General features: G+C 44.1%; 22 protein-coding genes and 1 other annotated feature. Of the genes, 8 read left to right on the forward strand and 14 right to left on the reverse strand.

Annotation, left to right across the window (positions count from 1 at the left end; translation table 11 throughout):
- The first annotated feature begins 38 nt into the window (after positions 1–38).
- Positions 39–533 (forward strand): hypothetical protein, encoded by a 495-nt coding sequence (locus tag PQG66_RS07825; protein ID WP_272037013.1) that lies wholly within the window; start codon positions 39–41, stop codon positions 531–533.
- A gap of 5 nt (positions 534–538) precedes the next feature.
- Entirely contained in the window at positions 539–820 is a 282-nt protein-coding gene (locus tag PQG66_RS07830) for a YxcD family protein (RefSeq protein ID WP_272037014.1), read from the forward strand.
- Between the two features lie 78 nt (positions 821–898).
- On the opposite strand, the gene tyrS is transcribed toward PQG66_RS07830, so the two are convergent.
- From tyrS to PQG66_RS07865, 7 genes are all read right to left on the reverse strand, one after another.
- The gene (tyrS, locus tag PQG66_RS07835; protein WP_272037017.1) at positions 899–2,158 is read right to left on the reverse strand and encodes a tyrosine--tRNA ligase; all 1,260 of its coding nucleotides are present in this window, start codon (positions 2,156–2,158) and stop codon (positions 899–901) included.
- 115 nt (positions 2,159–2,273) lie between these two features.
- Positions 2,274–2,515 (reverse strand) — a binding site (T-box leader).
- A gap of 58 nt (positions 2,516–2,573) precedes the next feature.
- Complete coding sequence (locus PQG66_RS07840) at positions 2,574–3,029, reverse strand: DMP19 family protein (RefSeq protein ID WP_272037018.1); 456 nt, start codon at positions 3,027–3,029, stop codon at positions 2,574–2,576.
- A 24-nt stretch (positions 3,030–3,053) separates the two neighbouring features.
- Complete coding sequence (locus tag PQG66_RS07845) at positions 3,054–3,494, reverse strand: Imm63 family immunity protein (protein WP_272037020.1); 441 nt, start codon at positions 3,492–3,494, stop codon at positions 3,054–3,056.
- 214 nt (positions 3,495–3,708) lie between these two features.
- Complete coding sequence (locus PQG66_RS07850; protein WP_272037022.1) at positions 3,709–5,178, reverse strand: protein adenylyltransferase SelO; 1,470 nt, start codon at positions 5,176–5,178, stop codon at positions 3,709–3,711.
- A 179-nt stretch (positions 5,179–5,357) separates the two neighbouring features.
- The gene (locus PQG66_RS07855) at positions 5,358–5,540 is read right to left on the reverse strand and encodes a Dabb family protein (RefSeq protein WP_334220763.1); all 183 of its coding nucleotides are present in this window, start codon (positions 5,538–5,540) and stop codon (positions 5,358–5,360) included.
- Positions 5,476–5,679, reverse strand: coding sequence for a Dabb family protein (locus PQG66_RS07860; protein ID WP_272037026.1), 204 nt, complete (start codon positions 5,677–5,679; stop codon positions 5,476–5,478). Before PQG66_RS07860 ends, PQG66_RS07855 begins: the two co-directional genes overlap by 65 nt.
- Positions 5,680–5,855: 176 nt before the next feature.
- A complete protein-coding gene (locus tag PQG66_RS07865; protein ID WP_272037028.1) occupies positions 5,856–6,566 on the reverse strand; it encodes a pseudouridine synthase in 711 nt (236 codons plus the stop codon).
- Between the two features lie 306 nt (positions 6,567–6,872).
- On the opposite strand from PQG66_RS07865, the gene PQG66_RS07870 reads away from it, so the two are divergent.
- From PQG66_RS07870 to PQG66_RS07885, 4 genes are all read left to right on the forward strand, one after another.
- Entirely contained in the window at positions 6,873–8,081 is a 1,209-nt protein-coding gene (locus PQG66_RS07870) for an MFS transporter (RefSeq protein WP_272037030.1), read from the forward strand.
- Positions 8,082–8,190: 109 nt separating this feature from the next.
- Complete coding sequence (locus tag PQG66_RS07875) at positions 8,191–9,429, forward strand: aspartate aminotransferase family protein (protein WP_272037032.1); 1,239 nt, start codon at positions 8,191–8,193, stop codon at positions 9,427–9,429.
- Between the two features lie 80 nt (positions 9,430–9,509).
- Positions 9,510–10,547: a zinc-dependent alcohol dehydrogenase gene (locus tag PQG66_RS07880; protein WP_272037034.1), complete on the forward strand. Its 1,038-nt coding sequence runs from the start codon at positions 9,510–9,512 to the stop codon at positions 10,545–10,547.
- A gap of 118 nt (positions 10,548–10,665) precedes the next feature.
- Positions 10,666–11,388: an HAD family hydrolase gene (locus PQG66_RS07885; RefSeq protein ID WP_272038111.1), complete on the forward strand. Its 723-nt coding sequence runs from the start codon at positions 10,666–10,668 to the stop codon at positions 11,386–11,388.
- Positions 11,389–11,606: 218 nt separating this feature from the next.
- On the opposite strand, the gene PQG66_RS07890 is transcribed toward PQG66_RS07885, so the two are convergent.
- Positions 11,607–12,467, reverse strand: coding sequence for a Cof-type HAD-IIB family hydrolase (locus PQG66_RS07890; protein ID WP_272037036.1), 861 nt, complete (start codon positions 12,465–12,467; stop codon positions 11,607–11,609).
- Positions 12,468–12,532: 65 nt separating this feature from the next.
- Positions 12,533–13,039: a GNAT family N-acetyltransferase gene (locus tag PQG66_RS07895; RefSeq protein ID WP_272037039.1), complete on the reverse strand. Its 507-nt coding sequence runs from the start codon at positions 13,037–13,039 to the stop codon at positions 12,533–12,535.
- 215 nt (positions 13,040–13,254) lie between these two features.
- Here PQG66_RS07895 and PQG66_RS07900 point away from each other — a divergent pair, with 215 nt between their 5' ends.
- Positions 13,255–14,415 carry a S8 family peptidase gene (locus tag PQG66_RS07900; protein ID WP_272037040.1) on the forward strand — a complete coding sequence of 387 codons (1,161 nt, stop codon included), beginning with the start codon at positions 13,255–13,257 and terminating at the stop codon, positions 14,413–14,415.
- A gap of 213 nt (positions 14,416–14,628) precedes the next feature.
- Here PQG66_RS07900 and PQG66_RS07905 read toward each other — a convergent pair whose 3' ends face one another.
- The 5 genes from PQG66_RS07905 to PQG66_RS07925 form a co-directional block, all read right to left on the reverse strand.
- Complete coding sequence (locus tag PQG66_RS07905; protein ID WP_272037042.1) at positions 14,629–16,071, reverse strand: 6-phospho-beta-glucosidase; 1,443 nt, start codon at positions 16,069–16,071, stop codon at positions 14,629–14,631.
- 61 nt (positions 16,072–16,132) lie between these two features.
- A complete protein-coding gene (locus PQG66_RS07910) occupies positions 16,133–18,043 on the reverse strand; it encodes a beta-glucoside-specific PTS transporter subunit IIABC (protein WP_272037044.1) in 1,911 nt (636 codons plus the stop codon).
- 349 nt (positions 18,044–18,392) lie between these two features.
- Positions 18,393–19,232: a BglG family transcription antiterminator LicT gene (licT, locus tag PQG66_RS07915; protein ID WP_272037046.1), complete on the reverse strand. Its 840-nt coding sequence runs from the start codon at positions 19,230–19,232 to the stop codon at positions 18,393–18,395.
- 206 nt (positions 19,233–19,438) lie between these two features.
- Positions 19,439–19,744 (reverse strand): hypothetical protein, encoded by a 306-nt coding sequence (locus PQG66_RS07920; RefSeq protein ID WP_272037049.1) that lies wholly within the window; start codon positions 19,742–19,744, stop codon positions 19,439–19,441.
- A gap of 523 nt (positions 19,745–20,267) precedes the next feature.
- On the reverse strand, positions 20,268–22,952 hold the full coding sequence (locus PQG66_RS07925) for an alpha-L-rhamnosidase (RefSeq protein ID WP_272037051.1): 2,685 nt from the start codon (positions 22,950–22,952) through the stop codon (positions 20,268–20,270).
- 136 nt (positions 22,953–23,088) lie between these two features.
- On the opposite strand from PQG66_RS07925, the gene PQG66_RS07930 reads away from it, so the two are divergent.
- Complete coding sequence (locus tag PQG66_RS07930) at positions 23,089–23,970, forward strand: AraC family transcriptional regulator (RefSeq protein WP_272037052.1); 882 nt, start codon at positions 23,089–23,091, stop codon at positions 23,968–23,970.
- Positions 23,971–23,997: the final 27 nt, after the last annotated feature.

The raw sequence follows: 23,997 nt of genomic DNA on the forward strand, positions 1-23,997 counted from the left end.
AATACACTAATTTTAATCAGGGGGTTTCGATCTATACAATGAAGAAAAAATTCGGAATTAAACATCTAATGATGGTTTTCATGGCATTCACACTACTGTTCGCATCGGTTGGCGTTGCGAACCCAGACAGTGCTGATGCAAGACGAGGCGGCGGTTTTAAATCCGGTACGAAAAGCTACACCAACACACCTAAGAAATCAGACAGTAACGTAAGTCAGTCCAACTCCAGTAAAACTTCCAACAATGGCTCAACTGCAAATAAAAGTGGTGGCTTCTTTGGCGGTGGGGGCGGATTTATGAAAGGCATGATGCTTGGTGGTCTGGCAGGTATGTTGTTCGGTGGACTGTTTGGTGGCATGGGAGCACTGGGTAACATTCTGGGATTGCTCGTTAACGTAGCAGCTATTATGCTGGTCGTTATGCTGGCTATGGCACTGTTCAGAGCGATTACAAACCGTCGTAAACCTGCAGCGGATGGCCGTTACGATCGTCGTGATGATCGTGATGACCACAACAGAAACGGTCGGTACTAAGATTTATGGTACTGAGCATGGATGAGATTGTGAATGCGATATGCATTCACATGGCAGAACGTAAAGGTGTACGCCCTACGGACGTGAATGTGGAACTAAGCTGGGAAGAAGATACGGGGTATTCCGCAGAAGTGTGGGTTCAGGGACGCAGTCAGTTCCTAGTGGAATCCAACATGATTGAAGCGATTCTTCGTTATTTGCACAGCGAGTATAACATACGTGCGTACCGTGAAGATGTTACCTTGGATCTGGATGAGGAAATTACCGCGATTGTCAATCAACATTAGAGTGTTAAATCACTTATATGAAGAACAGCCCCCTTTGTTATCCAAAGGGGGCTGTTTTATTTCATTATTTGTATTAGTTTATTTCAATTTTACCAAGCTGTAGTTCTTTTTACCTTTACGGATAATGATGAATTTCCCGCCGATTGCGTGCTCTGCCGATACCGTGAATTCAAGTTCTGTGATCTTTTCACCATTCATGGAGATGGCTCCTTTGGTCACGTCCTCGCGAGCTTGGCGTTTCGATGGCTCCAAACCAAGATCGACAAGCCAGTCTACGATATTTTTGGATTCACCGTCAGTTTCATACGTTGGCATCTCCTTGAACCCTTGCTCGATCTCGTCTGCTGTCAAGGAACGAATATCTCCACTGAACAGCGCTGCAGTAATCCGCTTCGCCTGCTCCAACATCTCTTCCCCGTGAACAAACTTGGTCATTTCCTCAGCCAGTGCTTTCTGTGCTTCCCGTTTATGCGGCTCCGTTTCCACTTTCACAGCCAAAGCCTCGATCTCTTCTTTGCTCAGGAATGTGAAGTATTTCAGGTATTTAACCACATCCCGGTCATCGGTGTTCGCCCAGAACTGGTAGAATTCAAACGGCGTTGTTTTGTTCGGATCAAGCCAGATCGCTCCGCCTGCCGTTTTACCAAACTTCGTACCGTCCGACTTCAGCATCAACGGAATCGTTAAGCCGTATGCTTTTGCTTCTGAACCTTCTTTTTTGCGAATCAGATCTAGACCGCTGGTAATGTTCCCCCACTGGTCAGAGCCCCCGATCTGCAGCTGTACATCCTCCGTTTGGAACAGGTGCAGGTAGTCCAGAGACTGCAAAATCTGGTAGGAGAATTCGGTGAATGAGATTCCACCTTCAAGACGGCTTGCTACAACATCTTTTGCCAGCATCGTGTTCAAGTTGAAGTTTTTCCCGTAGTCTCTCAGGAATTCGATCACATTGATCTTATGTGTCCAGTCGTAGTTGTTGACCATACGAACCTGATTGTCTCCTTCAGTCACAAACAGTTTTTTCATCTGTGCTGTCAGTGCATCCACATTCGCCTGTACTTGCTCCAGTGTCTGCAAGGAACGCTCGGACTGACGACCACTCGGGTCACCAATGGTACCTGTTGCGCCTCCAATGAGTATTACCGGACGATGACCAGCCAGTTGGAAACGTTTCAGCATCATAAACGGAATCAAGTGTCCAATGTGCATGCTGTCACCAGTAGGGTCCACACCACAGTATAGTGAAATGGCTTTTGACTCCGTCAGTTCACGCAGCCCTTCCGCGTCCGTTTGTTGATTGATGGCATCGCGCCATTGTAGTTCGTCAATAATGTTCATTTCCATCTACCCCTTTTCTATCATAAAAATTCAATCATGATTTACGTCTTGCTACGCGTTCACACGGTAAAGGCTATTTTTGGACACAAAAAAATCGTCGCCTTGTCTTCATAGACACAGGGACGATTAGAATAACCGTGGTACCACCCAGTTTGCATGGACAACTTCTCCGAACGTTCAGACGCTCGAATACTGTGGTCCATACCACTCTCGGCAAGTTATCGTTTGCCCATCCGCTTGGCATTACCCAAGTACTCCAGAGTGTAATTCGCAGCCCTTGTATGTATCAGGTTCCATCAACCCCTGACTTTCTGTAACAGGGACAAAGCCGCTACTGCGCTCTATCAACGTAATTCATGTATTTAATTATAGCCAGTATAGCGGAACGTTATGAGCATTGCAAGCACAAGTCCTTTCAGACTGTTGATAACTGAATCCCAAGCTGGTCATGATAATAGGTGTAAGCCTTATAAGCAACCTCATCTTCGTTATTCCATAGTAGCTGATCCAGCTCATCAAGACGTTCTACCTGCTCCTCATCTAGATATTTGGGGATGTCCCATAGCGCATTCAACCTGGGGTCATTTTCCAAATGTTCAAAACAAGCAAACTGCTGCTTCATATTGTCCAGAACCTCATTGGCGCCAATGACTTGTAAGGCTCTGCAAATGCAAACATATGCCTCTTCTCCCCAGTTACAAAAGAACTGAATAAAACCTCCATTGTAGACATCAGCCTCAAACAGCCATAACGCGGCAATCTCTTGTTCAGTCTCAGAAAGCGCGGCCCACCCCTGTTCAGACTTGTTTTTTTTATCGACGAAAGCCACCGCGTAATCGTACCAGATATCCTGAATAACTTGTTCACTCATATCGAAAATTTCCCCTTTTTTTGGTTAATACCTTTCTAATTCCCTGCGCTTACCCTCTTGATGCCAGGTTAAATAGGGTTCACCGATCATTTCAAATGCCGCCTGCACGTTCTCTTCCAGTTCCCTCCACACCTCATTCGTATACTTGAGATGGGTAGTCAAGTTATCTACACCATACTTGTTAAGCAAGGTTACATGTGCGGTTGTAAAAATCATATCTTCCAACAGCCAGTAGAGCACCTCTTCTACCTGCTCCAGCTTTTTTGTCAACGAAGGTACACCACGTTCATATATGGTGACGATATAACAGGTTTCACCTAGTTCTACATAAGGCACACCTTCCCATTTGAATGACTCACCTAGCCGGTTCACATAACTCTCCATCTGTTCTTTTGAATAGACAGTCTTCGAGAGCAATTGAAGAAGTCTTTCGGTTAATTCGTGCATCGTTAATACTTTGGACATGAAAGCAACCTTCTCTCAGTAACATCCACGTGTTCTTTTAAGACGTATGCATATACGTTCTATCGAACTTTCTCTCTACTTCCTCTCTACTTTTCTTTACTTCTTCTTTACTTCCTCATACGCTGTAAAATTCCCTGCACCGGTTCATTCTAACTGCAATGAAAAAGCTGCCGGTTGGCAGCTCATCCTTTTCTTCTCTGGCTATAAGCATTCTCTAAGTCCCACAGAATGTTCGATACGATGGATCACAAGCTACGGGCATAGCCCCGTATGTCTCCTGTTCTGGCGTATACGCATAAGGATCTTGGAGAATATCAAGCAAAGGTTGAATTAAGCTGTAATCCCCATCCTGCTCTGCTCGTTCCAGTACTTCCTCTACCTTCGCATTACGCGGAACAACGGCTGGATTATTTCGTTTCATCTGCTGCATTACTTCATCGCGTGATTGTGTCTGTCTGTCTAATCGATCTTCCCAACGTGAATGCCACGCCTGAAAATCTGGCTTATCATTCAGATTGGATGTTCCCAGTTTATTTAATGTCAGCGCCACGAAAGTATTGGTGTAGTCTGCCGCGTAGTTTTCCATCAGTTCAAGAAGTTCCTTGATCAGAATCTCGTCTTCCACTTCTTCTGTGAACAAACCTAGCTTTGCGCGCATCCCCGTGATCCAGTGTTGATGATACTGCTCCGAGAACTGAGCGATCGCATCCTGTGCAATTTGAACTGCTACTTCTTCATCTTCATGTAATAAAGGCAACAGCGTTTCAGCAAATCGTGCCAGATTCCAGCCAGCAATATACGGTTGATTGCCATAAGCATAACGGCCCTGCCTGTCAATGGAACTGAACACTGTTGCTGGATTGTACGTATCCATGAAGGCACAAGGGCCATAGTCAATCGTTTCCCCGCTAATGGCCATATTATCTGTGTTCATTACCCCATGGATGAAACCTACTCGTTGCCACTTCGCAACAAGCTCCGCTTGTAGTTTGATCACTTCCGATAGTAAATTCAGATAAGGCTGTTCTTTCTCCTGAACCTGTGGAAAATGACGAAGTATCGTATAGTCAGCTAACGCACGCAAGTCATCGATTGAACCCCAGTGGGCTGCATATTGAAACGTAGCTACTCGAATATGACTGGATGCAACACGTGTAAGGATAGCTCCCGGACGTGCCGTTTCACGATAGATGTTCTCCCCTGTAGTGACAACCGCCAAACTTCGTGTCGTCGGAATACCTAGACCATGCATTGCTTCACTTATAATATATTCCCGAAGCATCGGACCTACGGCAGCACGTCCATCTCCTCCTCGGGAATATGGCGTCCTTCCGGAACCTTTTAACTGAATATCAACTCGGTCCCCTTGCGGAGTAATCTGTTCACCCAGCAGCAGAGCACGTCCATCTCCGAGCATATTAAAGTTGCCGAATTGATGACCCGCGTAAGCTTGGGCAAGAGGCTGAGCATCATCAGGCAGTTCGTTCCCAGCGAAAATAGCAGCCCCTTCAGAATTTTGTAGCAATTCAGCATTCAATCCAAGGCGATCCGCTAGGGTTGTATTAAAAATGATCCATTCTGGTGATTGTACAGGTACGGCGTTCTGTCTTGTGTAAAATATTTGAGGCAGTTCTGCATAGCTGTGTTCGAGATTCCAGCCTGCCATTGAATCACTCTTTTTCATGGGTTACGCTCCTTCTCCTAACCAAGGAAATCCTAATATTCTCCGTCTATCTTCGTGTAGCATGTGTGAACCCATACTCATTTATGTGGTCGCATGAAATTAATATGTTCAGAACCTCTCTTTTCCGATATGATCATCCCGAGAGTTTGACCGAACCGAATTATACTCCATGGATTTGCTCACTTGCAGGGGATTGGATAATCACTTACGATCACATTGTCAATCCAACCATCCAAAGAAGAAACAAACGCTTGATGTGCAGGGTGCGGACCATATGCTCGCAATGCTTCCTGATCTTCAAATGTGACCCTTAATCCAAGAGTGTATCCCTGAATACGATCGGTTTCCCCCGTCACATTCACTCCCGCTGTCAGATCGATCTGTCAGATCGATAATACCCGGAATTTGATCCTTCAATGCGAGCAGTTGAGCTAAGAACTCCTGTTGTTTGGCCAGAGTGATTTTATCGTTAAATTTAAAAATAACCAAGTGTTCAAACACTCATCTCATCTCCTCACCCTTCACGATTGAAGGGAAATATTACAAGCAACAGCTGTCTAGCTTATTGTAGATTAAACCAGCACTGATCTCAAATAGAGGCTGACCTTGAACATTTACATAAAAACGCGCACACCGAAAGAACACGATTTCCCCCGAACCGATCGTGTTCTCCCTTTCTATCCCGTTGAACCATCATCGAATTGAGACATGAGCAGTTCCAGCTCTTCATGATCCAGATGTCTCCACTCTCCTCTTTTCAACCGTTCATCCAGTGTAATGTTCATAATCCGAATGCGCTCCAGCTTTAATACCTTGTATCCCAGTGCTTTGCACATTCGGCGTATTTGCAGATTAAGCCCCTGTGTCAAAATAATTCGAAAAACGTTCTCGCTCTGCCTGTATACCTCACACGGTTTGGTCACTACGTTAAGAATCTCTACACCTTGTGACATAGAGCTTATAAACTCATCTGTAACTGGCTTGTCTACCGTGACAAGATACTCTTTCTCATGGTGATGCTCCGAACGCATCATTTTGTTCACGATGTCCCCGTTATTAGTTAGCAGGATCAATCCCTCTGAAGCTTTATCCAGCCGGCCGACTGCAAAAATACGATAAGGATAATTAACATACTGAATGATATTACTCTCAACATGTTCAGCTGCCGTGCAAGTAATGCCAGTAGGTTTGTTCAGAACGATATACACGGCCTCCGGATTCCGGTCTGGAATCTTCTCCCCATCCATCAGCACAATGTCTTCTGGTGCAACCGTATCTCCTTTTACACATACCCTGCCATTGATCGTAATTCTTCCAGCTGCAATTCGTCGGTTTGTTTCCCTGCGGGACCAGTGTCCAGTTTCACTTATGTATTTATTAATTAACATATTTCACCACTTCTCATCGTTTAATCTGTATATTCATATGTTCTTTCATCCTTTATCTCAATCATCTGTTCACAGTTAGAGCACTGAATCTCATCTTCTCATGAAATGAATAGCCAAGCAATAGAGTCACTTTCGACAACAAATTTATATTTGGACAAGATGACTCAAAAAAAGATCTTCCAGCTAAGTTTTAACATAATTTTACAATAAAAAGCTTGTACAATTTGAAAATTATGGTATAAGTTATATATAAAATAAACAATTATTTCTATTTATAAAAATGTTATCCACTTAGGAGGTAGACATTTGAAAAGAATATTCGTTTTAAGCTGCGGCTTCTATCTGTTGATCGGCATAACTAGCGTGGTACTTGGTGCGCTTCTGCCTGTTTTATTACCTCATTATGAACGCAACTATAGTGACGGCGGCTTTTTACTATTTTTGCAGTTTCTCGGATTCCTTGTCGGTGTGATTGTATCACCCTCATTGACAGCCAAAATTGGTCGAAAATGGATGCTTACCCTCGCGTTGATCTGCATTGTTGCAGCTTATTTGGTGCTCGGATGGTTGCCTGCGTGGAACGTCCTGCTTCTGTTAACTATTATTGTGGGCTTTGGCTCAGGCATCATTGAACCTTCCGTTGGTGCCTTCACGATTGAATTTACAGAAAATCAAAAAGCGGTTGCGATGTCCAAACTGGATGTATTTTTCGCCCTCGGCGCACTTCTCATCCCCGCGGCAGCTGCTCTGTTCATCTGGCTGGGTCAATGGCAGCTGACGTTCTTTACGGTTGCTGCATGTGCACTGATCCTCATGGTCCCATGGGTCACCATGCCTCGCCCTGCTGCAAAATATCTCGAACAGGCTGGAGAAAACACGACACAACAAGGGACCAACAAAGTCAGTTATTCCAAAAAACATCTGGGCTTGCTCTTCCTCTTCGTTGTCTTTTTCTTTGTTTATATGGGACTGGAGCTGGGATTGATGAATTTCCTGCCGTCTATTCTAGTTGAACGTTTGGAATTGAAAGAATCTATCGCCTCCCTAAGTGTATCCATTCTGTGGATTGCCATGATTGTAGGACGCCTTTTCTCTGGCAAAATCGCTGAAGCCGTCAATTATATGCCCTTCTTGATCTGGAGCACAATAGGTACACTTCTGTTTACGGTATCCATGGTATTTGTATCCGGTCAATGGATAACGTATGGGCTGATCTTTGGAACAGGATTATTTATGTCTGGTTTATTCTGCATCGCACTCGTCTATGCGAATGTGCTAATTCCTGGCATGACGGAAAGAACAACGAGTATATTGATCGCCTCTGGCGGAATTGGTGGTGCAACGTTACAGTACCTCACGGGATGGAGTATGAGCGCATGGCCGATTGTCGGCACCATTATGATATTAGCGGGATTTTGCTTGCTATTATTGCTGACACTGATCCTCTCCCACCTGTGGAACGCACGAAATGAAACACTGAGCTCTACATTCCCACAACAAACCAAAGAAATATAACTTGTCCTACTTACAGACTTCAACACTTGAAAGGGGGGATGCCCAAACCATCCGGTATACATCATATTGTTCATCTAGCTAGTACACTAAATTTATTGGAGGAATCGGAATGCAAACTTTAACCAATAACCGCTTTATAGTCGGAAAAGGGATTAAGTTGATTGACGATTCAGGTGTGGAATATCTAGACGGCGTCTCAGGTACGTTTAATCTGTCCTTGGGATATAATCATCCACATGTAGTCAATAAAATTCAGGAACAAGTCGGCAATCTTACACATATGTCTTCCTCCTTCACCGAACCTTACGTCAATGAAGTATTGGAACACTTGATTGAGTATGCTCCGAACAATATCAATACCGGATGGATGCGGGATATTACCGGGTCTACGGCCAATGAGTGTGCGACTAAAATTGCCCAGAAGTATACAGGATCAACGGACATTTTCAGCTTGTACCTTTCTCACCATGGACAAACCCAATTCGCAACGGGCATCTCAGGCAATGCTTTTAGACGCAAGCGTTTTCCTAATTCGTCAGCTCCTAATGCGGTTCATGTACCCGCACCATATTGTTATCGTTGTCCGTTCAAAAGCGCAAATAGCGAATGCGGTTATCAATGTGTTGAAGCGATATCTGATGCAATAGAGTATGCCAGCTCAGGCTCGGTTGCTTGTATGATCATTGAGCCCATTCTCGGAAATGGTGGCAACATCGTTCCGCCGCTAGGATATTTCAAGCGTCTTCGCAAATTATGTGATGAGAACAATATACTTCTCATTGCCGACGAAGTCCAAACGGGTGTTGGACGAACAGGTACGATGTTTGCTAGCGAGTTATTTGATATTCAGCCCGACATGATTACGCTAGCCAAAGGGCTTGGCGGGATCGGTGTACCTGTAGCTGCAGTACTGATGCAATCCCGATTGAATGTACTGGAAAAACATGAGCATTCTTTCACCTCAGGCAGTAATCTCATCTCAATCACCGCTGCCAAATCCACACTGGAAGTGGTCTCAGAACCGGGATTTCTGGATGCGGTCAAGCGAAAAGGAATTCTGCTTGGCGGACTGCTGCAGGAACTCGCTTTGAAATACCCTAGCATCGGTGAAGCCCGCGGCGTTGGACTCATGTGGGGACTTGAAATCGTAGGTGATCACAACGAGCCCGATACTCCTAAAACCAACGCAATCATCGACCGTGCTTTTGATGATCAACATTTGATTCTGCGCAGTTCACGGTACGGCTTCGGAAACGTCGTTAAAGTACGTCCTTCTCTAACAACGACCGAAGATGAACTGGTCGAGATTGTTGGTCGATTGGATTCAGTGCTGGCCAGCGTTCATTAATTAAAGAAATTCAGTCCTTTTAAGCTAGAAAATGTAGTGTGAAACAATGTAGGTTCTAAAAATTTAAGGGAGGTCCTATCATGCTTGCTTTAGTATATAAATCTGCATGGGATGTCGCACTCGAGGAACGGCCTATTCCCGAAATTAGCAGAGATAATCAGGTACTTGTACGTATACGAGCAACCGGGGTCTGTGGAACAGATCTAGGCATTGTCAGCGGAAAATATCACGCGATTCCTTCCGTCATTCTTGGACATGAATCAGCCGGTGAAGTGATTGCTGTCGGCTCCGCAGTCAGCACGTTACGGCCAGGAGACCGCGTTGTCATTGATCCTACTTATTACTGCGGTCAATGTGAGATGTGCAGAACCGGCAGACAGAATCACTGTACTCACAAGTCCGTTACGGAAACGGGAGTAAGTGCAGATGGCACGTTCACGGATTATTACGTGACAGAAGATCGCTTTTTGTATCATTTAAAAGATCATGTTAGCTATGAAGAAGCTACCCTAACCGAGCCGCTAAGCTGTATGTTAACAGGCATTAACCAGATTCATTTGTTGCCGAATTTCAGAACGATTATACTTGGAGCAGGCCCTATTGGCATCCTCTACAGCTACGCACTTGCTTCCAAAGGCGTAACTGGAAGTCTTGTCGACATCTCGGAAGAACGTTTAGCCATTGCAGGCTCCATAGCACCAGACCGCTGGCAAGTTCATTCGTCCTTTGAACAGGCGATTGCAGACATCGCTCCGACAACCGGACAAGTCGATATGATTGTGGATACCACTGGTGTGGTAGGCACTCAAGTATTGTCACAGCTCGCTAGTGGTGGCTATTTGATGCTGGTTGGTTTACGGGATGGGAATACGTGTTTTAACCCGAAGGAAGTTGTGGATCGCAGCCTGAAAATTATTGGCTCTATTGACTCCCTTGGAACGTTTGCCACCGCACATTATATGATTGAACAACAGATTATTCCTGCCAAAAAAATTATAACCCACTCCTTTCCGCTGGAAGATTATGAAGAAGCGTTCCGTACACTGGGATGTGATATTCCAGGACGTACCTTACAGGCCTCATCTCACGCCATTAAGGTTGTGCTGCAATCCAATTAGTTCGTTTTTTGTAGCATGCTGGAATGCTGAACAAAAAGTAGTTACACTAGAACGGATGGGACATCATTCAGAGGAGGTATGCAGCATGACAGCAAACCAGGAAGCTGGACGTCAGGATATGAATCAAATGGAGAATGAGCATCACCATTTGCCTATTCAAGGAGTCATTTTTGATATGGATGGCGTTCTGATCGACAGTGAACCGATTTATTTTGAGATAGAGCGGAGTTCATTTGATCATTTTGGGGCAGCGGTTACTGTGGAAGAACATCATTCTTTTGTAGGTGTCACACTAGAATCCATGTGGCAACAAGTCATCAACAAGTATCAGGTTAAGGTACCACTGGAAGAGATTCTTGTGTATCATCAGCAGCATGTCATGGAACAGATGTTAGCTCATACCGAACTCGTTGGCATGCCTGGCGTGGAGCGGTGGGTTCAATGGCTGCATGAACAGCAAATTCCCATTGCCGTCGCCTCCTCATCCCCCCGAGCACTCATTGATCTGATTATGGAGAAAACGGGATTAGGGTCGTACTTTGAAGTGCGCATGACTGGTGAAGAGGTTGAACATGGTAAGCCTGCACCGGATATTTTCCTCGCGGCAGCTGAACGGATCGGCATTTCTCCGGAACACTGTCTCGTTATTGAGGATTCACGTAACGGAGTTCAAGCCGCCAAAAGCGCAGGTATGCGCTGTATTGGATACCGCAATCCAGGCTCGGGGGATCAAAATCTCTCCAAAGCTGATGTGCAAATTTCCAGTTATGATGAGCTATGGGCATTAAAGAATACGCTACCTTTTAAAAGCTCTACACCGGACTTATCCAGATCAGTTTAATATAGATCTGGTTTAAGAAGCCATTTTTCATTCAAGCTTAGTGACTTTATCAGGAAACACAAACGTGAAGCAGCTTCAATTCCCAAGAATTGAAGTTGCTTCACGTTTTGCATGCTACATATTCTGTGAAACAAAATCATATGGATCTTCGGTCGAAATAGGTTACACCGAAATATCAAGACTTCTGCCCAGATTGGTGTATTGAAAATGTATAAGGATTATGTCTCTATTAACCCATACTTCACAAAGCTGTGATACAAGCCGTCTTCTTCCACGGAGCCCGTAATGTCGTCGGCGATGGCTTTCAACCCCGGCTTCGCATTGCCCATCGCAATGCCTATAGCACAGTACTCCAGCATCTCGGCATCATTCATTCCATCGCCAATGGCGAGCGTATCTTCTCGTGACATCCCGAGATGCGCTAACAGATCAGCAATTGCAATCGCTTTGTGAATTCCCGGGATCATCAGCTCCCCGCTACCTTCTCCAAAAACAGGAACGGTACACTGGATCACTTCGAATTTCCCCTCGAACTCCTGTTTGATTCGTTCAAACGGAACCACTGGACTTTCTAGAAAACAGACTTTGTTGACGTCCTCTTTATATAAGTCTGTTTCACCATACGTTAGCCCCGTAATAAACGGGTGAGGTTTCGTTTCCTTTTTCTCCCGTGCAATAGGATCATTCTCCACATCTCCATAGATGCGACGCTCTAGATGAGCTTGAAGATTGCTGCTTGCATATAATGCTGAATTGGATTCAAGATAGAAATCAATACCGTGCTCATTAAAGAAGTCGACCATATGGCGAACATCTTCGGCCGTTACTTTTTTATGATATAACACCTCAGAACCATACTCTACGTATCCCCCGCCTGCTCCAATTATACCGTCAAAGCCAATCTCCCAGATCGAATCATAGATCTCAGCCTTGGAGCGACCTGTGCACAAATATAGTAGGTGTCCATTCTTGCGAGCTTGTTTACAAGCTTCTTGCGCAGACACAGGAATGTTGCCGTCATCGTCTACTAATGTGCCGTCAACATCAATAAATACGATTTTTGGTTTAATGTTGCTCATCTGTTATTCCCCCAGTTGTATAATTTTCTCCACCAGACTTGTGTACATTCTTATATCTCCCCGGTCTAGATTTGGATAGGTTTATCCATATGTACAATTTGCCATTCATTCTGCTCTTCCGCAACATATGCGAATCCCTGACGTTCCCAGAAACCCACGGCTCCAGGCAAAAAACGATGGGTGTGCAAATATAACGTGGTATATTCCATTTGAGTTACAATCCGCTCCAGTTCTGTTACCAACAGTGAACCGATACCGTATCTGCGGTAGGCAGGGTCAACATAACATTTTACAATCTCAGCAGCAGCGTTCACGGGATACCGCCCTTTAATAGCCTGAATTCGATCATCATAAGGAATTACACCGATGGAGCCGATAATACCTGCTTCGTCCAACCGTGCAACTACAAATGTCGTATCCTTCCGATTCATATAATGTTCGTTAAACTGCTGAAAGTCTTTAGTTAATACCGTGTGATCGATCATAGGAAACACTTCATTACGCACACGCATAGCAAAATCGATTGCTTCTGATATTTCGTGGGATTGAACAGGTCTTACATGCGGTTTCATCTGAGGTTCTGTCAAGCATATCACATTCCTTATTTCGTTATGATGTCTCCTCATCTTAACGAATTCCAGTCATTGGATCAATGAACGTCTTCTTTCAAAGAACTCTATGAATCTAGCTGTGCTTCCAACCAATTTGGAAGAAAGCCCGCGCATTTTGATAGAGTCCGCATAGGATAAGGCGTGTCAGAATCCAAATCCGGAAAGGGGTAAAGCCAATGTGGTTATGGTTTGTCATCTTGGCATCTCTCATTATGATCTCCACCTGGTTCGCCCTTCGTTATGCAGACCAAAAGGCAGCTAGTAAGTTTCACCCCCACGTACCCAATCAGCTATTGCTTAAGTTCAAAGAAGACACAACCCCTGATCAGATGCACTCTCTTCACCGAAAAAACAAAAGCAAAGTCGCTGAAACGTATGAAGACCTAGGATGGTATCGAGTCGAATCTCGCCAAAAAATGCACCGGTTGCTCAAAAAGTATAAGGACCATGACCTCATTGAACATGCACATCCCAACTATCTGGTTGAAGCTTCATTTATACCCAACGATCCATTCTTCCCTTACCAGTATAATCTGACCAAAATTAATGCGCCGGCTGCATGGGATCTGAACCAGAGTAACCCTTCCATTCAAATTGCCATTATTGATACAGGAGTACAGTTGAACCATCCTGAACTTTCATCCAAGCTTTTACCAGGATACGATTACGTCGATTACGATAACATCCCTGAGGACGGAAACGGTCATGGCACACACGTTGCTGGCATCGCAGCATCCATTACCAACAACGGTGTTGGCATTGCAGGTACAGCACCTCTTGCTTCCATCGTGCCGATTCGTGTACTGGATAACAACGGCCAAGGAACGATTGGTAACGTGGGCAATGGGCTTGTTTTTGCAGCCAATAATGGAGTTCAAGTGGTCAACCTGAGTCTGGGTGGACCAACAGGAGATGCCTTCCTTCAGGCTGCTGTTCAGTATGCATGGGATCGAGGAGCCGTCATTATTGCAGCAGCAGGTAATGATAATACCTCATTCCCGATCGTTCCTGCATCATACCCTAACGTCATCGCCGTTGCATCCACCAACTCTTCTGACCTGAAATCCAACTTTTCCAACTATGGCCCCTGGGTAGATATGGCTGCACCGGGTGATGTTATTCTCTCCACATATCTTAGTGGCTCCTACGCTTACCTTAGCGGAACATCAATGGCCGCACCGCAGGTGGCTGGCGTAGCTGCATTACTTGCAGCCCAAGGTAAGACGAATGTTCAAATCCGGGATGCATTATGTTTCGCTTCTGATCCCGTTTCCGGTTCAGGCATCTATTGGACATATGGAAGGCTGAATGCCTATCAAAGTTTGCAAGTTCCCTAATGCTACATCGACTCATGTATCACTCAAAAATAAATAAAGAATGGTCCTTTCTTTCACCGCATAGAAACAAGTAATACAAAACTATGGAGCGTCCATACGCCTACCATAGACACTCCATAGTTTAACGTTTATGTTTTCCACCAAACAAAAAGCAATCCCGAAATACGAGACTGCTCTCTGTCTTCTTAACATATACGAACACGAAATCCCTAATCAGAAGTATTGTGCTCCGTTACTTGCAATAACGTCTTTATACCAATGGAAGCTCTTCTTACGTACGCGGCGAAGCGTTCCACTTCCATCGTTATTTCGGTCTACATAAATGTAACCATACCGTTTCTTCATCTCTCCCGTACCTGCGCTAACCAGATCAATCGGGCCCCAGCTCGTGTAACCAATCAGCTCGACACCGTCCTGAATGGCTTCAGCCATCTCGGCAAAGTGGCTATTCAGATACTCAATGCGATAATCATCCTCAACCGTATCATTATCTAGCAATACATCAGTTGCACCCAGTCCATTTTCAACAATAAACAAGGGTTTACCGTAACGATCATGAAGCTGGTTACACGTAATGCGGAGACCCTTAGGATCAATGGTCCAGCCCCATTCTGACGCTTGAAGATACGGGTTCTTCACGGAACCAAATACGTTACCTTCAGTAGAGTTTTTTAATACTTCAGGATCAGCGCTCGTACAGCGGCTTGCATAGTAGCTGAAACCGATATAATCTACTGTATGCTGCTTCAAAATATCTACATCTTCTGGCTCCATCTCAATTCGGATGTTGTTTTCTCTGAAAAAACGCTTGGTGTAACCCGGATACTCTCCCTTAGACTGTACATCAATAAAGAAGAATGATTCCCGATCTTTATCCATCGCTTTCCACACATCTTCCGGATGGGAGCTATAAGGGTATACCGTACCCGCAGCTAACATACATCCAATCTGTGCACCTGGAATGATCTCGTGACAAGCCTTAACTGCGAGCGCACTTGCAACCAACTCATGGTGAGCCGCCTGATACAACACCTGATTTTTATCTTCACCTTCCTCAAGCACAATCCCTGCGCCAATAAAAGGCAGATGCAATAGCATGTTGATCTCATTAAATGTCATCCAATATTTCACTTTGTTTTTATAGCGATTGAACAGTGTTTTGGCATAGGTTTCGAAAAGGCCAACCATCTTGCGGTTTTTCCAGCCCCCATAGGTTTTCACCAAATTCACAGGTACATCAAAGTGACAGATCGTTACTACAGGTTCAATGTTGTATTTTAACAGCTCATCGAAGACATCATCATAAAATTGAAGTCCCGCTTCATTCGGCTCTGAATCATCGCCATTCGGGAAAATCCGTGCCCAGGCTACCGAAAGCCTGAGGCACTTAAATCCCATTTCTGCAAACAATGCAATATCTTCCTTGTACCGATGGTAGAAATCAATTGCTTCATGTGAAGGATAGAACTCCCCTTCTTTGGGTTCAAACGAATCGAGGTTGCCTAGCGCAATCGGAAAACGATTGGCTCCGATCGGAATCAAGTCAACGGTCGTTAACCCTTTACCTCCTTCGAGGTAAGCACCTTCCAGTTGATTCGCTGCAGTTGCCCCTCCCCAGAGGAAATTGTCTGGGAAAGCTTTCATTTGTTCATACATTGAAGTCTTCCTCCTCCTATCACATGTGTTTATGATTGCACATGATCTGATCTAGTTCACTTTAGTTGAGAACGGTCAGCAATTTATCCTTTTCGTTCACACTTGTGTTTTTAGTAGCGACAACGTCCAGATAATTAGAAGTATTCGTGATAATGACTGGAGTAACTGTCTCATAACCCGCATCTTTAATGGCTTGAAGATCGAACTCCATAATCAGATCACCTGCATTAACACGGTCCCCATCTTTGACATGAGCTGTAAAGTGTTGACCTTTCAATTGCACCGTATCCTGACCAATATGGATTAACATCTCTACACCATCGTCAGATACAAGACCAATCGCATGTTTGGTGCGATACACGGTTTGAACAACTCCCGTAATTGGGGATACAACTTTGCCGCTCGAAGGGCGAATGGCAATTCCTTTACCCATATGCTCTCCTGCAAATGTAACGTCATTGATTTCTTTCAGTTCAACGACTTCTCCAGCCATTGGGCTTACAATTTCATAACGGTTGTTTGGGTTAGGATCAAGAACTGGCGCCGGAGCAGCTGTTTTTTCAACTGGATCTTTGAAACCAACAACATACGTCAAGATGAAACCGAGAATGAATGCGATAATTGTTGCGGCAACAGTCCAGAAGAATATGGAGTCCATTCCCTCTGTCGGATTAACATAGCTCGGATAACCGAAGATTCCAAGACCACCGATGATATAACCTTTCGTTCCGACAAAACCAAGGATACCTCCACCGATACCACCAGCGATACAGCTCATAATAAATGGTTTTTTGAGCGGCAGTGTCACACCGTAAATCGCTGGTTCAGTTACACCGAATATACCGGAAATAAAAGCAGGTGCACCGAGTGTTTTTATCTTTTGACTCTTGGTTTTAAGTATTACCGCGAGAACTGCACCGATTTGAGCAAAGGAGGCTGCAAAAGACAACGCCAGAATCGAATCATAACCAAGGGTTGCGAGGTTAACGAACACCAATGGTACAAGCCCCCAGTGAAGTCCAAACAAAACGAACACTTGCCACAAACCGCCAATTACAAGTCCTGTAAGTAAAGGACTCAGTCCGTAAATAGTAGATGTAAATGCACCTAACAGTTGACCTGCCCATGTTGCAACCGGACCAATAACCAAAAACGTAAGTGGTACAATAACGAGCAACGTACAAAACGGAACCAGGAAATTGCTAACGACTTTAGGCATAACCTGTTTAAAGAATCGTTCAATTTTTACTGCGAAGAACGTTGCTACGATAATCGGAATAACAGACGAAGCATAATCCATCAAAATAACAGGTATACCTAGAAACTCAATTCGAATAGGTGATTCAAACAAAGTGCCTGTGAACAATGTATACAACGGTTCACCCTCACGGATTCCCGCAAGTGTCGGGTAGACTAGCGAAGCACCAATGGCCATACCGAGGAATGGGCTTCCACCGAATTTTTTAATAGCTGTGTATCCTAGGAAGATCGGGAAGAAGTAAAATAAACAATCCCCAATGGCATTTAACAATGCATACGTGCCTTCAGTGTTATTAATCCATCCCAAGGATACGAACATAGCCGTGAAACCTTTAATCATTCCCGTCGCTGCAAGAAGTCCGAGAACTGGAGTAAACACTCCTGAAATCATATCTACAAAGCGGTTAAACAAACTACCTTTAGGACCCGATTCTTCCTTAACGTCCACCTGACCTTCAGCAGACAAGTTCCCTGCTTTAACCACTGCTTTATATACATCAGGCACTTCGTTACCGATGACGACCTGATACTGTCCTCCGCTCTGCATAACGGTAATGACTCCAGGCATATTTTTAAGCTCTTCTGTTTTGGCTACGCTTTCATCTTTCAGTTTAAACCGCAGTCTGGTTACACAATGGAATACACTGTTTACGTTCTCTGGTCCACCGACCCGTGACAAAATGTCTTTTGCTAATTGATCATAGTTGCTCATTGTCATTCTTCCTCTCTAAGTAGACTCCCCATGCTTGTGAAACAAAGAAAACCTGAACCACTGAACAACCACAACGTCTCGGAAATAACCGGAGATCAGTCATGTTATTCAGCAATTCAGGTTTTGCCCTTAACGGTTGCAACCCTGTAAGGCTGTACACATAGATATTTGATTAGCATTTCAAGGTAAGCATAACGATTTACCTTAAGCCTTAGGGCTTCGGAATTGCCTGATTCAACAGTCACAATCCGTTGGTTCTTGTATACGCTTACTTCTTGAGATCATCATAGTACATCTGGACTATGTTTGCAAGCTCTTTTTTCAAAAATTAATTTATCATGTCGCATGGTTATTCTGAAGTTGCATTGACGACTCGCTCAATATGAATGCTTAAATACATCATTTCTTCGTCAGTTAGTTGATAGGTGTAGTTATTTTCGATAAACTTTTTGATCTTCACTGAACACTTATGCGCATCAGGGTACTTCTTCTGAATCATCTGAAACAATTCCTCATCATTGTTACTTCTGTAATGCTTTCCCTTAACCAACCGCTGGGCAAAGAATTTCAGATGCGTAACAAATCGGTTATAGTTTAGTGAATTCTCATCAAAGTCCATTTTGAAATGATATTTGATAATCGTCAGAATCTCCTGCATCACTTGAGTCATGTTGCGAATGTTAGGCATCTCTTCGTTCAGTGCCGCATTCACAAAGTGAAGAGCCATAAATCCAGCTTCATCCTCTGGTAATAGCACACCAAATTGATCACAAATCATGTTTAATGCCTCGAGCCCCACTTCATACTCTTCCTTGTACAATTGCTTGGTTTCCCATAACAACCCATTACGAATGGGCAGATTGTTGCGATAACGCTCAATAGCAAAATGAATATGATCCGTTAGGTGGAGGTATATGCTCTCGTTCAACTTCTTGCCGAGTTTCATTTTCGCATACGCAATAATTTCCTCAGATACCTTCATGTACTCCAGCGGAATACTTGCAATTAATGCCTTAAAGTTCTCCTGCATATCTTCATTCTGTAAAGTAAAGATCTTGTCAACATGCTGATCCGAGATCATATCACCTGCCTTCTTTTGGAAAGCAATTCCCCGACCAATAACAATAACTTCTTGTTCATCTTTGATAGCAACTACTGCATTATTGTTTAACACCTTCTCGATTTTCACTTCATCACTCCAATATACAGAAAAAGGCAAACCAAACCTTCGTCTTGAGGTTACTGGACATGCCCTTATCTCTTCAATGTAAAGATATATGTGCGTTCATGGTATTACATTTCACTGGTTTATGCAACAAAAAATCGCTCAAAGCAAAAAACGCTCAGAGCTTTGTTCGATATACACACATTCCCCTGAAAATATACAAAACATTGTCAATTGTCTCGATTTTTTCTGTCTCGATCCAATTCTGCCTCAATCTTACGATTAATAACCTCCATTCTCTCGGATGAGATTCGATCTATGTCCTTGTATGTCTGATCTGCCTCGTAATTTTCTGACTCTTCCTTGGTCATTAATTTCATATGATTCTTGATCGCCTGAATATCTTCACGCATATACATCGTCTGTCTGTATTGATCAATAACCACAGCAAAGACGATACCTCCAACGATGATGGGGCCATATGGGAATAATAAACACAATACAACACCTACCAATAAAAGCATTAAAAAGTACATGCGCATCCTCCTGTCTAGTAGAGTATTTTAATCTGATCCTGAATACTTTTAAACAAGCTGGTCAGCTGTATTTAACTACAAATTAAAATGCTGCCGAATCCATTGTATAGCAGCGTAACATAATTTCAGTATCAATATATTTCACGCCCTACTTATTCCATTAATTCCTTGTTGTGAGATTCTATAATCATACCTTCCTTGAGCCGAATAAAAAAGAGATTTCATAACCTGCTCTGAAAAGGCTTGAAATCTCTTTGTACTTATTTGCCTATTTTGTTGTTGAATGAAGCCCTCTCTTGTGCCTACCTTTTCACTCAAAACCAAGAGCAGGAGACAAGCAGAAAGTATAAATAACTTCTTGTTCGTTCGATGTGAAACTTCAAATATAATACGTAAAACATCGCTAATATTTTCTAAACTATGGCTTATTTATTAAATATAACATCCAAGGAAAACGTATTAAATTGAAGAATAATCAAAAAAAGTACAAATGCGTTTTCATATTGGTTGTAAGAATCTAAACTCATTCACCTTCAATATTCATTATACTGAATGTGAATCGATAGCTTCCAGAGCCTAATGTCAGCTCAACATCCGCACCCCGTTTGTTCATAATTTGGATCTCGGCACGTTGATATAGAGGTCTGCCACTCTCCAGAACCGTGTGAAGATCCGCATTGGGCAGACGAACCGTACCTCTCGTATTAGGGGGGAGCTGAATGCAAATTTCCATGTTACTGCTCTTCTGCCGATGCCAGCTGGACGCAATACAACCGTACATCGTCTCATAACTCCCCTCCGCCCATTCCAGTCCAGGACCTGGCTGCGGCCTGATATGTACCATCCGAAATCCAGGTTGCAATTCGTCAGGCTGAATGCCTGCCACGCATCGATACAACCATTCTCCAATAGCCCCATAGGCATAATGGTTGAACGAGTTCATGTCTGCACTCCAAAGACTGCCATCCCCCCTCATCCCGTCCCAGTGTTCCCATACCGTTGTTGCTCCCTGTGTCACTTGATAAAGCCAAGACGGATAATCCTCCTGAAATAATAACGTATAGGCAAGATCATTCTGACCTGTGTCACTTAATACTGGATTGATATAAGGTGTTCCTACAAAGCCTGTTGTCAGATGATTACCCGCCTCTTTCAGCAGCTTTACCAATTGAGTTACAGCACGAGAGCGAGACGGTGCGTCAAGCAGATCAAATTGCAAGGCGAGCACATGAGCCGTTTGTGTCCGAACCGTGAGATCTCCTGCCGGAGTGACATATTCATGTCGAAACGCCTCCACAATATGTTGATGAAGCTCATCATAGTAGTCTACATCATACAAATGACCAAGAGCAGCCGCTGCTTTACGGGTTAAGGATACTGAGTACGCATAAAATGCTGTCGCCACATAATGAGGGTCCGTCGCCCCTACATAACTTCCTGGTTTCGAGTCTAATGCAAGCCAGTCTCCGAAGTGAAAGCCTGTATTCCACAAGAAAGGATTGTCTCCCTGATTATAAATATAATCAACCCAGTTCTTCATACTTTCATATTGTTCCTTGAGTAACCTCGTGTCTCCATACATTTCGTATATGGTCCAGGGACAGATGACAGCCGCATCCCCCCAGGCAGCTGAAGAATGATTTGTTTCTCCCCAACCTTCAGAGGCAGAGCTTCTCAAATCTGGGACAAAAAACGGAATTCGTCCATCTTCCCCCTGCTCCGCGCGTAAATCCCGCAGCCACTTGGTGAAAAAGGGGGCCGTGTTCATGAGATACGCGGACGTTCTAATAAACATTTGCGCATCTCCTGTCCATCCCAGCCGCTCATCTCGCTGCGGGCAATCCGTCGGTACGTCCAGAAAATTCCCTTTTTGCCCCCATAAAATGTTATGATGCAGTTGATTGACAAGCGGACTGGAACACGAAAAGTGTCCTGTACGTTCCATACTCGAATGTAGTACAACTCCTGTGAATTGCTCCAAACCAAGTTCTTCTGGAAAACCAATCAGCTTCACATAACGGAATCCCTGGAATGTAAAATGAGGTTCATATGTCTCCATCCCCTGCCCTTTAAGGGTGTACCGGACACATTGCTTTGCTGCACGAAGATTATCGGTATAAAAGCCTCCTTCGTGATCCAAAATTTCTGCATGGTATAACTCTACAGTCTGCCCTGCTTTTCCTTCAATGCTGAATCTCACCCAACCTACCATGTTTTGTCCCATATCCAGTACCCGATCTCCTTGCGGCGTTGTCAGCAAAGCCACCGGTTGAAGCTGCTCCATCTGCATAACAGGCACATTCTCCTGCGCAATGATCATCTCCTTCGGATACGGTAGAATCTCAACAGGTGTCCAATCGCCCTCTGATTTATCCGACCACCCACTCTCCATACGTGCATCATAGGTTTCCCCCATATAAATATCTGACATGCGAATGGCACTAGGTGCAGCGGACCACTCCGCGTTGGAGCAGATCACTTCTTCAGATCCGTCTACATATCGGATATGAAGCTCCAGCAACAATGCAGTTGTGGAACCAAATATCTCTCGCTCTTTGTTCCAGCCAAGATATCCACGGTACCAGCCATCCCCCAGATAGGCTCCCAGCACGTTTTCACCAACCTGAAGTTGGCGTGTCACATCATATGTCTGATATTGCAAACGCTTGCTATAAGTAGTCCATCCTGGCGTGAAATAAGCTTCGCCTACCCGGTTATCATTCAGGTGTAATTCATACAGTCCAAGTGCTGTCGCATAAATTCTTGCAGATACAACTGGCTTCATAATCTGAAACCATCTGCGCATGCGCGGACATGACGAATCCTGTTCACCAGATGTAGCAGCTTTGATCCACTCCCCAGTCCAATGGGTACTGTATTCCATACGCCCCATCTCGAAATAAGCGGTATCTGACCATCCTGACGACTCTCCTGCATCATCCCGGATCTGAACCCGGTAATAATACCTGGTATATGCCGATGGCTGAAAACTGTCCAGTTCAACATGAACAGACTTATCCGATTTCAACGCTTGTGTATCCCATACGATAATTGCAAAATCGGGTGTATGAGATAGTTGAATCTGATAAAAGGACTGCATACAATTCCTGCGATCCGATTCTAATTTCCAACTTAATCGCGGTGACTCTACATCCAGACCGATCGGATTGATTCGATATTCGCAGCGAAGGTCTTTAACCTTTAACATGCTGTACTCATCCTCTCCCTCATGGTTTTCCTTGGCGGGTTACGATATAATTATATCGATTCCAGGGCATGAAATATCCGGTAAAACGGACTTTTTCATCAGCCATTACAGCCATCTGTGCAAGGAGGATCTGTTGATGAATATGTCAGTGGAACATTTTAAAAGCCAATCCTTTCTCAGTCATACGCGGCAGCTGTTCGTCAATCGTTGCGCGGAAGACTTTGTACTGCCTCTTCATACCCATGATTTCATTGAATACAGTTACGTTGCTGAAGGCAGAGGTTTTCACCACATAGGCGAAGATATTGTGCCTGTAAACAAGGGCATGTTATTTGTTATTCCAATCGGCATTCCTCATGTCTTTCGTCCTGCGACCACTAATGCAACGAAAGCACCTCTAATTATCTACAATTGCTTGTTTGATGCAGATTTAATACACAACCTGAAGAGCATTCTTCGGGAAGAAGAAATCGTGCAACATCTGATCGATTTGGAGCAAAATCGACAACCTTATATCTCGATTACAGACCCTTCCAGTAGAATAGAAGAGTTGATGGTACAGTTATACCGTGAATTCTCTGTTCCCGGACTAGGTTCTCTTACCCTCTTGGACACACTGGTTATCCAATTAATTATCTCAACATACAGACGGCTTCAACAGGAGATTCGCCAGGACTCACCGTACAACCAGCAAATTCCGCCCGACTTTGAAGTCATCCTTAACTATCTCCAGCAGCATATCGCCGAACGCATTTATATGAAGGACTTGGTGCAGATGTCCAGGTGGAGTGAAAAGCAGATTGGAAGGATGTTTGTGCGTCATACAGGACAGACATTCGGGTCATATTTACAACATCTGCGTATTCGAACAAGTCGTGAACTGTTAAAACATTCTGGTCACAAAGTGAGTATAATTGCAGAAATGGTCGGCTACCGGGACATGGATTCTTTCCATGCCGCCTTCAGAAAAATAACAGGCGAGACCCCTTTGGCCTATCGCAAAAAATCCAGAGCATGAGACTCTGGATCATCGTGACTATTTTTA

The sequence above is a fragment of the Paenibacillus sp. JJ-100 genome (assembly GCF_948329825.1).
Lineage (GTDB): Bacteria > Bacillota > Bacilli > Paenibacillales > Paenibacillaceae > Paenibacillus.